The organism is Nocardia brasiliensis IFM 10847, from assembly GCF_000710915.1.
Taxonomy (GTDB): domain Bacteria; phylum Actinomycetota; class Actinomycetes; order Mycobacteriales; family Mycobacteriaceae; genus Nocardia; species Nocardia brasiliensis_A.
Map to the genome: position 1 here is coordinate 22,567 of NZ_BAUA01000210.1, position 12,076 is coordinate 34,642.

Below are 12,076 nucleotides of genomic sequence, written 5' to 3' on the forward strand. Positions count from 1 at the left end.
TGTCCCCCATGCCGGTGACCGCCACCGTGCACGGTCGGACACCGACCCATACGACGAGCCAACAGCTCCGGCGTGCCGCGCATTCCCGGCGCGCGGCGTGGCACCGCGGGCGGGCACCGGGAGTTTGGCACAGTGGATCGGGTGACTGTGGCGGATTCGACGCGCAAGCGGGTGCGCTTCGCCATGCCCGCGGCGTGTGCGGTGCTACTCGCCGGGTGCGGGTCGACGGTGACCGGACATCCGGTGTCGGCCGAGCAGACGTCGGTGACCCGCCAGATCAGCAGCCCCTTGGCCGCGCTGCTGCCCGAGCCGGCGCAGTTCCCGAAGCGCTACCCGGCGGTCGTGCTGCCGCCGGAGGCCGCCGCGCAGGCCGCGGGCGACCTCACCGGGGTCGGGCGCGGCGCTGCGGTGCAGCCGCCGGAATGCGCACCGCCGGAACCGAAATTCGGCGCCGACCAGCGGGCGGTCGCCGTCGGCACCGACGACGCCACCCGGGCCACCGTCACCGTCGAGCTGGCCCGGACGCGCCAGCCGCTGGCAGCGTTGCGCAGTCAGCTGACACAGTGCCGGTCGATGCGGGTGAACCAGAGCGGGGCCGGGACGACCGTGACGACCGAACTCGTCGCCGCCCCGAAGTCCGAGGCCGAGGATGCGCTGGGGTTGCGGCGGACGGTCCTGCCGGACGTCGCGGGCACCGGTCTGACGCAGACGATGCGGGCGGTGACCGGGCAGATCGGTGATGTGCGAATTACCGTGACGTACCTGTCCTTTTCCGCGTCCGAACCGGATACGGCGGCGGTGAACGAACTGTTCGTGACGACCGCCCACCGCGTCGAACAGGGGTCGTAGCACGCCTCTGGTGACAAGCGGCAGCGCTCGCACGGCAGCGGTGCGTGCGGTTGTCCACAATGCGGCGGAATCCACAGGCGCGGTGAATCGCCTGGTCGGCGTGGGGCGTTCGGCGGGGTGCGCGGGCAGGCTCGCTGCCATGACCACTCCCGTGAACCCGTACCTCACCGTCCTGGCCTCCGATTCGGCGTCCGGCGCCGTCCCCGGGGCGCCTTGCTCCCGTCCCACGTTGCGCAGCAGCACATCTCGCGCACCGGTGAGTCTCGCTGTCGCGCTGCGCTCGTGCAGCTTTCTGAAGCGGCGCCCGATGCCGGACGCCACCGTCCGCTCGGCCGACTGTGCGCGCCCGGACGACTGCGCGCGAGCTGGGACGTGCGTGCAGCCGGACGATTGCGCGGTGCCGGGCGCACGGGACGAAGGCGCGCCGACCGAGCAGCCCGTCGACGCGGGCGTGCGTGTCGCAGGTGGTGAGGACCCGCGGTCCGGCGCCGATGAAGCGGTTCCTGGTGCGGATCGGTGCGCCGACGAGCCGGGCGTGCGCATGGTGGATGGTGCGAACCCGCGGTCCCGCGCGGACGAGGCGGTTCCTCGTGCGGATCAGTGCGCTGTCGAGGCGGGCGTGCGTGTGGCAGGTGGTGAGGACCCGCGGTCCGGCGCGGACGAGGTGGTTCCTGGTGCGGATCGGTGCGCCGTCGAGGCGGGCGTGCGCGCGGCCGGTGGCGAGCAACGGCGGTCCCGCCCGGACGAGGTGGTCCTGGGAGCGGATCAGTGCGCCGACGCGTCCGATGAGCGAAACCGGTTGGCGGCCAGTTGGTCTCGGAGTAGCGACGCCGAGCCTGATGTGCATGCTGCGGGGAACGACACGGTGGTGGCCGAGGAGGGCGACGGCCCGGTCGTCGTCGAGCAGCACGAAAGCGTGCCGACGGCGCGAGCGTCAGCGGGGCGCGAGGACGTGCCGGGCCGCGACGGTGCCGCGGGCGCGGCTCCAGCGGACTGGGCGGCCGATATCGACGCCGATCTCGCGTTGGTCTGTGCCGAGCCCGCACCACCCTTCGGTGTCGAGACATCCGAGTGTGTCGTGCACGTGGACGAGCCGGGGGACCTGATCGCGGGGGTACCCGCCATGATCGGGTTCGCGCCGCAGCGTTCGCTCGTCGTGCTCGTGCTGCGGGCGGTGCCGGATCGGGACGACGGCGCGATCATCGACGCGGTCATGCGGTTCGACCTGGACCAGGAGGGCGGGCGCGGACGGCTGCGCGCCGAACAGGTGGCGCGGTGCGTAGCCCAGGTGTCCGCGCACGACGATGTGGCCGAGGTGCTCGCGGTGGTGGTCGACGATCGATCCGTCGAACCGGATCTGTGTGGCTCAGACCTCGTCGCGCGTTGCGGCATAGGGCGATTCGACATGCTGGTCGCCGCCCTGGCCAGGCGGCTCGCCGCCCAGGACATCGCGCTCGCCGGCGCCTGGGCCGCGCGCGAGATCCGGCCGGGTGCACGGTGGTGGAGCCTGTTCGGTGAGCAACGCAGTGGACTGCTGGCAGATCCGGCCACTTCCGCGGTGGCGCTGTCGCAGGTGCTCGACGGGCGGCCGGTTCTCGGCTCCCGTGCGGAGCTGGCCGCAATGGTGACCGAGGACGTCGCGCTCCAGGACGAGGTCGCCGCGCTGCTGGACACCGCGCTCGCCATCGCCCGCGAGCGGTACGCCCGGGCGGTGCGCCGTGGCGAGCCGGACGCTTACAGTAGGCAAGCCCTGGAGTACGTCCTGTGGCAGGTCGCCAACCTCGAATCCGACAACGAGCCGATGGCCCGGGAACTGGCCGAACTCGCTGCCGCACTGCGTGATCGGACCGTGCGAGACGCCATGTTCGCGCTCGCGGTCGGCGACCATGCCGCCGCGGCCGAGGCACTGTGGGCCGCCCTGACCAGGGCGTTGCGGGGACGCGACCGCGCGGAGGCCGCCGCCTTGCTCGGCTACAGCGCCTACGCCAGGGGTGACGGTCCGCTGGCCGGGATCGCGCTGGAGGCGGCCCTGACGGCCGATCCCGACCACCCCATGGCCTTGCTGCTGGAGACCTCGCTGTCGCTCGGCATGCGTCCGGAACAGATGCGCCGCCTGGCCCGCAGCGGCTATCACGCCGCCGCGGACCTCGGCATAGACCTCGGCGAACCATTGATGTGAAGCCCTGCCGCGGTGCATGATTCGCGGTCCAGGGTCCAGGCGCGGGATGCCGACGGGGTCCGGTGCCGGGGATGGTCGGGGAGTGCGCCGTGCTGCCATCGGGGCAGCACGGCGCGTAGGGCGATCGTCACCAGGTCCCGTGATCCGGCACTCGGGTCAGGCGTTCAGGTGGGGTGCTCGGCCCGCAGGTTACTTGGCGCTGTGCGCGCGGGAGCCGAGTGACCGGAGGAATGTCCAAGCGTCGGAGACGATTTCGTCCAGATCGTTGTGCTCGGGATGCCAGCCGAGTTCGGCGATGGCACGGGCGCTGGAGGCGATGAGGGTGGCCGGGTCGCCGGGGCGGCGCGGTGCGTCCTGGGCGGCGATGGGCAGGCCGGTCACACGCTCGCAGGCCGAAATCACCTCGCGGACCGAGAAACCGGTGCCGCTGCCGAGGTTGTACACGCGGTGCGTGCCCGCCTCGGAACTGGTCAACGCCAGCAGATGGGCCTGGGCGAGGTCACGGATGTGGATGTAATCGCGCACGGCGGTGCCGTCGGGCGTCGGCCAGTCGGTGCCGAATACCGAGATGGCCTTGCGGTGCCCGAGCGCGACCTGCAACACCAGCGGAATGAGATGTGTTTCCACCACCCGGTTCTCGCCGAGGCCGCCGTAGGCGCCGGCGACATTGAAATAGCGCAGGCTGGTCGCCGCCAGCCCGTGCGCGATCGCATAGGAGGTGATGGCGTGATCTATGGCGAGCTTCGACGCGCCGTACGGGTTGGTCGGCCTGGTCGGGGCGTCCTCGGTGATCGGCACCTGCTCCGGTTCGCCGTACACCGCGGCGGTGGAGGAGAACACCAATCGTGGTGTGCCCGTGTGGCGCATCGCCTCGAGCAACTCGAAGGTCTTCACCACATTGCCGTGCCAATACTTCTCCGGTTGCTGCACCGACTCGCCGACCAGCGACTGCGCGGCGAAATGCAGCACACCGTCGAAGGTTTCGGCGGTGAGCAGCGCGGGCGCGACCTGCGCCACATCACCCTCGACGAAGCGGGCCGCGGTGGGAACACCCTCGGCATTGCCGGTGGACAGATCATCGACGACGACGACCTCGTGTCCCGCCTCGAGCAGCACCTGCGCGCAGACGCCGCCGACATACCCGGCGCCACCAGTGACCAGAAGTTTCACGGATCAGACCAACTTCACCTGGACGGCGTGCGCCATCTCGTCGGACAGTTCGAAACCCGCGTGACCCGGCACGGTGATGACAACGGTGCCCGGCTTGTTCTCCACCGTCACGCGGGCATCGGGCACCACCCCCGCCTCGCGCAGCTGGCCGATGACCTCGGGATCGGTCTGGATGTGCTCGGCGAGCCGGCGCACGACGACGGCGTGCACCTGGCCGTGCGGCAGATCGGTCAGCCGGACCAGGGTCTCCTCGGCGGAGGTCGGCGGCACGATACCGAGCTCGTCCAGCCCGGGGATCGGGTTGCCGTAGGGGGAGGTGGTCGGGTGGTTGAGCACCTCGACCAGGCGGCGCTCGACGTCCTCGCTCATCACGTGTTCCCAGCGGCAGGCCTCGGCGTGCACGTTCTGCCAGTCCAGGCCGATGATGTCGACGAGCAGGCGCTCGGCGAGGCGGTGCTTGCGCATGACGGCGATCGCCATGCTGCGGCCCTTCTCGGTGAGCTCCAGGTGGCGGTCTCCGGCGACAAGCAGCAGGCCGTCGCGCTCCATCCGCGCGACGGTCTGGCTCACCGTCGGTCCACTCTGCTCGAGGCGCTCCGCGATCCGGGCGCGCAGGGGCACCACGCCCTCCTCCTCGAGGTCGTAGATGGTACGGAGATACATCTCCGTGGTGTCGACAAGATCCTTCACCTGTTACCCCTTCGTCGGCACGAATTCTACCTACGCACGGCGACACGACCGTGCGCCGGATGGTGTCGCGCCGCATCGGACGCGGCATTGCGGAATTCCGGTCGGCGCACGGCGAGCCGCCGTTATCGCACTTGCTTGTATTTCTACTGCATAGCAACGTTCAACGGGGTTGGTACCTTCCCGCGTAGCGTGGCGACCATGGCCACTGCACCGCGCAGCGAACACCCGGCGCCACCCGGCGCAGAGCGCAGCACCGGAACCGTCGTCTGGACCGACCGGTTCCTCGATTACACCTGGACTCCGGAGCATCCGATGAAACCGGCGCGTCTGAAGTTCACCATGGCGCTCGCCGAAAGTCTCGGATTACTCGACGGTGTCGAACTATTGGCGCCGGCCGCGGCCGAGCGCGCCGACCTGCTGCGCATCCATACCCCGGCCTATATCGACGCGGTGGAGCACGCCGTAGCGCCCGAAGGCGCCCCGCTCGCGCCACCGTACGGCTTGGGGTCACCGGACAATCCGGTGTTCCCCGGTATGCATCAGGCCGCGTCGGTGATCGTCGGCGGCACCCTGGCGGCGGCGCGGGCCATCGCGGAGGGGCGGAGCAGCCGGGCGGTGAGCATCGGCGGTGGCATGCATCACGCGATGGCCGACTCGGCGGCGGGGTTCTGCGTCTACAACGATGCGGCCGTGGCCATCTCCTGGCTGCTCGACCACGGCTTCGATCGCATCGCCTATCTCGACGTCGACGTGCATCACGGCGACGGTGTGCAGCGCGCGTTCTATGGTGATCCCAGGGTGCTGACCATCTCGTTGCACCAGCACCCGGCGACGCTGTGGCCGAACACCGGGTGGCCGGAGGAGACCGGGGCCGGCGCCGCGGAAGGCTCCTCGATCAACCTGCCGCTGCTGCCCGGCACCCGAGATGCCCAGTGGCTGCGCGGTTTCCACGCGGTGGTGCCCGGCGCGGTGGCGGCGTTCCGGCCGCAGATCGTAGTGAGCCAGTGCGGCGTGGACACCCATCGCGAGGATCCGCTGGCCGATCTCGAGCTCACGGTGGACGGTCAGCGCGCCGCCTTCCGCGCGATGCGTGACCTGGCCGACGAACATGCCGAAGGGCGCTGGCTCGCGGTCGGGGGCGGCGGTTACGGACTGGTCCGGGTGGTGCCGCGCGCGTGGACCCATCTGCTGGCCACCGCGCTGGACCGGACCATCGCGCCGGACACCGCGATTCCCCAGGACTGGATGGATCTGGTCCGGGCCGCGGCGCCCCAGACGGACCCGCCGCGCACCATGGGTGACGGTGGCGACATCGACTACCGCCCGTGGGATGGCCCCGGCGGTACGGGGGAGACTGGAGACGCGCGCCTCGACCGTGCCCAACGCGCCGTCGACACGGCCGTGCTTGCCACCCGCCGAGCGAGTTTCGGGCTGCTCGGCCTGGATCCGGAGGACCCTCGTGACTGACCCCGCCGACACACCGGACACCCCGGCGGTCCCGCCTCCGCCGCCGCAGCACTGGTTCGCCGACGTCCTCGCCTCCGACGGCGGGGTGGTACGGCTGCGGCCGATCACGCCGGACGACGCGGAGCGCTTGCAGGAATTCCACGGCGCGCTCTCCGATCGCACTCGGTATCTGCGGTATTTCGGCCCGTACCCGCGGATTTCACCGAAGGACCTCTACCGCACCACCCACGTCGACTATCACGACCGGGTGGGCTTGGTGCTGGTGCTCGGTACGGCGATCGTCGCGGTCGGCCGCTACGAACTGCTCGACCGGGTGGGACGCCGCTCCGCCGAGGTCGCGTTCGTGGTGGCCGACGAGCATCAGGGACGCGGGCTCGGCTCGATCCTGTTGGAGCACTTGGCCGGTGCCGCCGCCGAGAACAAGATCGAGACCTTCGTCGCCGAGGTGCTCGCCGAGAACACCACCATGGTGACGGTGTTCCGCGACGCGGGCTACCAGGTCGAGCGCAGCAGGGACGGTTCGGTGCTGCACCTGGAGTTCGCGATCGATCCCACCGAAGCGCTGCTGTCCGTGCGGGATTCGCGCGAGCGCGCCTCGGAGGCCCGCAGTGTCGGCAATCTGCTCACGCCGCGTTCGGTCGCGGTGATCGGCGCGACGCCGAGCGCAGGCCGGGTCGGCGGTGCGGTGTTGCACAACCTGCTGTCCGGGGTGTTCCAGGGGCCGGTGTTCCCGGTGAATCCGAATCGGCGCTCGGTGCGCGGCGTGCGCGCCTACGCGACGGTGCGGGAGATCCCGGACGAGGTGGATCTCGCGGTGGTCGCGGTGCCGCCCGGCGAGATCGCCTCGGTGCTGGACGACTGTATGGCCAAACGGGTCAAGGGACTCGTCGTGCTCACCGCCGGCTTCGACGAGACCGGCGTGGGCGGCGGCACCGCCGAACGCGAATTGGTCGCCGCGGCAAGGGGACACGGCATGCGGGTGGTCGGGCCGAGCGCGCTCGGCATCGCCAACACCGATGCCGCGGTGGCGCTCAACGCGACCCTGGCGCCGGTACTGCCCGGCCGGGGACGGATCGGCTTCTTCTGTCAGTCGGGTCCGCTGGGCGCGGCCATTCTCGGTGAGGCGGCGGCCCGGAATCTGGGCTTGTCGACGTTCGTGTCGGCCGGTGACCGCGCCGACGTCTCCGGTAACGACCTGTTGCAGTACTGGGATACCGACCCGGATACCGACGTGGTCCTGCTCTATCTGGAGTCGTTCGGTAATCCGCGTAAGTTCTCCCGGATCGCCCGCCGGGTGGCCAGGACCAAGCCGATCGTCGCGGTGAGCAGCGGCAGGCACGCCGCGCAGCCGGGCGGGGACATGGATCGCTCGATCGTGCGAGACCTGTTCGCGCAGGCGGGCATCGTGCAGGTCGACTCCATTTCGGAGCTGTTCGACTGCGCCGCGCTGCTGGGCTATCAGCCGCTGCCCGGCGGTTCCCGCTTGGCTGTGGTCGGCAACAGCGCGGCGTTGAACTGGTTGGCGGTCGATGCCGCGCAGTCCGAGGGTCTGGCCGTCGGCGATCCGGTGAACCTCGGGCCTCAGGCGACGCCGGGTTCTTATCTCGACGCCACTGTCGCGGCCCTGCGGTCCGACGAGATCGATTCCGTGCTGGTGGTTTTCGCGCCGCCGGTGCCGGTGCCGATGGCCGGGTTCGCCGACGCGATCCGGGCGGCGGTCGCCGCCGTGCCCGACGCGGGCAAGCCGATCTTGACGACCTTCATTGCCGAGCAAGGCATCCCGAACCTGCTCGCCGTGCGCGGGCAGGGCGCCGCCGCGGTTCGTGGTTCGATTCCGAGCTATCCCGACCCGGAGCGAGCCGCGCGTGCCTTGGCCCGGGTCCGGCGTTACGCGCAATGGCGTAACCGGCCGGTGTCGCCGGTGCAGCGTCCGGATCGGATCGATACCGAGCGGGCGCGCGGGTTGGTGGCGCAGTGGATGACCGATGCGGGCGGCCGCAGGCTCACCGACTTGGAAACCGTCGAACTGCTCGACTGCTACGGCATTTCCGTCGTGGAGTTCCGCGAGGTGCGCAGCGCCGAGGAGGCCGTCGCGGCCGCGCACGAACTCGGCTATCCGGTGGCGGCCAAGGCGACCGGCGAAATGTGGCGGCGGCGCCCGGATCTCACCGGTGTGCGGCTGGACCTGTGGACGCCGGAGGCGGTGCGGCAGGGTTACGCCGATCTCGCCGAACTGTGCGGCGATCCGGTGCAGCACATTCAGAAGATGGCGACCAAGGGTGTCGGCTGTGTGCTGCGGGTGCAGGACGATCCCTCGTTCGGCTCGGTCATCGAATTCGGCCTGTCCGGCTTGATCATCGAACTCCTCGGGGACCGGGCCTACCGCGCGCTACCGCTCACCGCCGACGAGGCGACCGCGCTCATCGACGCCCCGCGCGCGGCACCGCTGCTCTCCGGCACCCCGGCCAGTCCGCGAGTAGACAAGGCCGCGTTGGCCGAACTGGCCCAACGCATCTCGGCCCTGTTCGATGACCTTCCCGAGATGCGCGAACTGGCCTTCGACCCGGTCCTGGCCTCCACCAACTCCGCCGAAATCCTGTACGCCCGCGGCCGTATCGGCCCCGAGCCCAGCCGCTTCGACACCGGCCCCCGCCGCCTCGGCTGACCCGCCGAACCGCGCTGGAACACCGAGCCGCGCTGGAACACCGAGCCCGCTGGAACACCGCCCCGTCGCGTCGAGCCGTGGGCGGGGTGCCCGGGTCAAGTCCGCGACGGGCTGCGGTGCCGGATGAGCGGCAGGAACACCTCGTCGACGATTTCGACGAGGACGTCGTCGGGGGCGGTGGGGACGCCGCGGGTGACGAACTCGTTGCGCAGCAGGACGATTGCGACGGTGGCGACGCGGGGGTGCAGGGCCTCGGGGGCCGCTTCGCCGCGGGCGACCGCCCGGCCCAGGACGGTGAGCCAGAGCGCGGCGGTGGCGTCGCCGGACTGATCGGGCAGCTGGGACAGGAGTTCGGCGGCGCCACCGGCGGCGGCCATGAGGTCGCGCAGGATGGCGCCGAGCGGGGAACTCCAGTGGCGGTTGGCGCCACGCAGCAGGCTCAGCGCGTCGTCCCGGAGTGAACCGGTGTCGGGAGCCTGCACGGCTGTGGTGAGCTGCCGGTAGGCGGCGATGCCGAGCGCGAGCCGGTTCGGCCAGCGCCGGTACAGGGCGTTCTTGTTGGTGCCCGCGCGGACCGCGACCTTGTCCATGGTGAGTCCGGCGTATCCGGATTCGAGCAGTTCGTCCGCGGCGGCGCGCAAGAGCGCTTCCTCCAGGGCCGCGCCCCGGCGCCGCATCGGCTGCTCCTGCGGCTGCCGCATTCTCTGTCCTCCCTCGAGCGTCGTACTCAGACCCGCAGAATCGTACCCTAAACAATGTACTTGCCTGGCTGGCACATCGATGATTAGGGTACTTTCTGTACCTTAAAGATCGAGAGGGTGGTTCCCATGCGGGTCAAAGGCATCAGCTACGACACCGGATTTCTGCGTGACGGAATGTTTTCGCGCACGCGATTCGATCCGGTGATCGTCGAGCGGGAGCTGCGCGTCATCCGGGATGACCTGCACTGCAACGCGGTACGCCTGATCGGCGGCGATGCCGGACGTCTCGAACTCGCCGCGACGATCGCGGCCGAACTCGGCTTGATCGTGTGGTTCTCCCCGTATCCGCTGGAATCGTCCGTGGACGAGATGCTGGCGTTGTTCGCCGAGTGCGCCGAACGCGCGGAGCGGATCAGACGGGGCGGTGCCGAGGTGGTGTTCGTCACCGGCGCTGAATTGAGCCTGATGGCACCGGGTTTCCTGCCCGGCGACACAGTCGAGGAACGTCTGGCCGCGTTGCTGCGAGCGGAAGGGCGGGCCGAACGGCTGCGCGCGGCGGGCGAGGCCGTCAACGAGGTGCTCGGCAAGGCGGTCGCACTGGTTCGAGAGCGGTTCGAGGGCCCGGTCACCTATGCGTCGATCCAGTTCGAGCGCGTCGATTGGACACTGTTCGACATCGTCTCGGTGGATCTCTACCGCTCGGCGGAGGTCGCGGATCGGTTCCAGGACGGTGTGCGCGCGCTGGTGGGGTGCGGAAAACCGGTAGCCATCACCGAATTCGGCTCCGCCACCTACCGTGGTGCGGGCGATCGCGGTGCGCAGGGCTTGGACATCGTCGAGTACGACGCACACGGACCGGTCCGCTTGAACGGCGTCTACGAGCGCGACGAAGCGGGCCAAGCCGCGTACCTCCACGAACTACTGGAGGTTTTCGACGCCGAGGGCGTAGCAGCCACTTTCGTCTTCGTCTTCGCTCTCTACGACCACGTGCACCGTCCCGGCGGCGACCCCCGCGACGACCTGGACTTGGCCAGTTACGGCATCGTCAAGACCTTCGAATCCGGTGGTGGACAGACCTATCCGAGTCTGCCGTGGGAACCGAAGGCCGCATTCGCCACGCTCGCAACGTTTTACGCCGCATCCTGAACGGATCGGCGGGCCCGGTACTCAGTGGAGTTCGCGCCGACCGGCTCGCGCGAACTCCCGGAGGGGGCGGGGATGCGCGGCACCGGCCGGCGCTGGAAGGTGACCCCGAGGGTCACCTGGTCGGACAACGGTACGTGCCGTCGTCGGGTGCCGAAACCTGTTCGGCACCAGGCATTTCGGGTCAGCTGGCGTAGGCACGGAGGCGGTCGGCCCGCTCGCCCTTGCGCAGCTTGGACATGACCTCACGCTCGATCTGGCGGACCCGCTCGCGGGACAGCCCGAACAGCTTGCCGATCTGGTCGAGGGTGCGCGGCTGGCCGTCGTCGAGTCCGAAGCGCAGGCGGATGACCTGCTGTTCGCGCTCATCGAGGGTGGCCAGGACGCTGCGCACGTCGTGGTGCAGCAGTCCGGCGATCACCGCGGACTCGGCCGAGGTCGCCTCGGAGTCTTCGATGAAGTCGCCGAGCGGGGCCTCTTCGTCGTTGCCGACCGGCATGTCCAGGCTTACCGGGTCGCGGCTGTGGTCGAGCAGATCGGAGATCTTGTCGACCGGAATGCCGGACTCGTTGGCCAGTTCCGCGTCGGTGGCTTCGCGGCCGAGCTGCTGGTGCAGTTCACGCTTGATCCGGGCCAGCTTGTTCACCTGTTCGACCAAGTGGACGGGCAGCCGGATGGTGCGGCTCTGGTCGGCCATACCGCGGGTGATGGCCTGGCGGATCCACCAGGTGGCGTAGGTGGAGAACTTGAAGCCCTTGGCGTAGTCGAACTTCTCCATGGCGCGGATCAGGCCCAGGTTGCCTTCCTGGATCAGGTCGAGCAGCGGCATGCCGCGGCCGGTGTAGCGCTTGGCGAGCGAGACCACGAGGCGGAGGTTGGCTTCCAGCAGATGCGACCGGGCGGCCTGGCCTTCGCGAACGATCAGGGCCAGATCGCGCTTGCGGGTGGCCGACAGTCGTTTGCCGGTCTCCAGCAGGTGCTGGGCATAGAGGCCCGCCTCGATACGCTTGGCCAGCTCGACCTCGTCGGCAGCCGTGAGCAGTGCGGTGCGGCCGATCCCGTTCAGGTACACGCGTACCAAATCGGCTGCGGGGCTCTGGGCGTCGAGGTCCTGATCGCTGGTGCGCACACGAGTGGTGGCGGGGCTTGTCATGACTTGCCTCCTGTCGGTGGTGTCTCACTCCGAACAACGGACCCGACAGGGAGAAAGTT

9 protein-coding genes are annotated in these 12,076 nt (G+C 69.9%); 5 read left to right on the forward strand and 4 right to left on the reverse strand.

What is annotated here, in order from left to right; genetic code table 11:
- Positions 1-141: 141 nt before the first annotated feature.
- Together NBRGI_RS41615 and NBRGI_RS49500 are read left to right on the forward strand one after the other, a co-directional pair.
- Positions 142-849 carry a sensor domain-containing protein gene (locus NBRGI_RS41615; protein ID WP_235211287.1) on the forward strand — a complete coding sequence of 236 codons (708 nt, stop codon included), beginning with the start codon at positions 142-144 and terminating at the stop codon, positions 847-849.
- A 139-nt stretch (positions 850-988) separates the two neighbouring features.
- On the forward strand, positions 989-3,028 hold the full coding sequence (locus tag NBRGI_RS49500; RefSeq protein WP_235211288.1) for a DUF4192 domain-containing protein: 2,040 nt from the start codon (positions 989-991) through the stop codon (positions 3,026-3,028).
- Between the two features lie 189 nt (positions 3,029-3,217).
- On the opposite strand, the gene galE is transcribed toward NBRGI_RS49500, so the two are convergent.
- Both galE and NBRGI_RS41630 read right to left on the reverse strand, forming a co-directional pair.
- Positions 3,218-4,198, reverse strand: a complete 981-nt coding sequence (galE, locus tag NBRGI_RS41625; protein WP_029903601.1) for a UDP-glucose 4-epimerase GalE — start codon at positions 4,196-4,198, stop codon at positions 3,218-3,220.
- Positions 4,199-4,201: 3 nt separating this feature from the next.
- Positions 4,202-4,888, reverse strand: a complete 687-nt coding sequence (locus tag NBRGI_RS41630; RefSeq protein ID WP_029903602.1) for a metal-dependent transcriptional regulator — start codon at positions 4,886-4,888, stop codon at positions 4,202-4,204.
- Between the two features lie 198 nt (positions 4,889-5,086).
- On the opposite strand from NBRGI_RS41630, the gene NBRGI_RS41635 reads away from it, so the two are divergent.
- Both NBRGI_RS41635 and NBRGI_RS41640 read left to right on the forward strand, forming a co-directional pair.
- Entirely contained in the window at positions 5,087-6,355 is a 1,269-nt protein-coding gene (locus NBRGI_RS41635; protein ID WP_029903603.1) for an acetoin utilization protein AcuC, read from the forward strand.
- On the forward strand, positions 6,348-9,020 hold the full coding sequence (locus NBRGI_RS41640) for a bifunctional acetate--CoA ligase family protein/GNAT family N-acetyltransferase (protein WP_029903604.1): 2,673 nt from the start codon (positions 6,348-6,350) through the stop codon (positions 9,018-9,020). The genes NBRGI_RS41635 and NBRGI_RS41640 overlap by 8 nt, the downstream gene beginning before the upstream one ends.
- A 95-nt stretch (positions 9,021-9,115) precedes the next feature.
- On the opposite strand, the gene NBRGI_RS41645 is transcribed toward NBRGI_RS41640, so the two are convergent.
- The gene (locus NBRGI_RS41645) at positions 9,116-9,721 is read right to left on the reverse strand and encodes a TetR/AcrR family transcriptional regulator (RefSeq protein ID WP_029903605.1); all 606 of its coding nucleotides are present in this window, start codon (positions 9,719-9,721) and stop codon (positions 9,116-9,118) included.
- A 126-nt stretch (positions 9,722-9,847) separates the two neighbouring features.
- Between NBRGI_RS41645 and NBRGI_RS41650 the strand changes: the two genes are divergently transcribed.
- Positions 9,848-10,867, forward strand: a complete 1,020-nt coding sequence (locus NBRGI_RS41650; protein ID WP_029903606.1) for a hypothetical protein — start codon at positions 9,848-9,850, stop codon at positions 10,865-10,867.
- Between the two features lie 181 nt (positions 10,868-11,048).
- Here the strand turns inward: NBRGI_RS41650 and NBRGI_RS41655 are convergent, their stop codons facing one another.
- Positions 11,049-12,017: a sigma-70 family RNA polymerase sigma factor gene (locus tag NBRGI_RS41655; protein WP_014986732.1), complete on the reverse strand. Its 969-nt coding sequence runs from the start codon at positions 12,015-12,017 to the stop codon at positions 11,049-11,051.
- Positions 12,018-12,076: the final 59 nt, after the last annotated feature.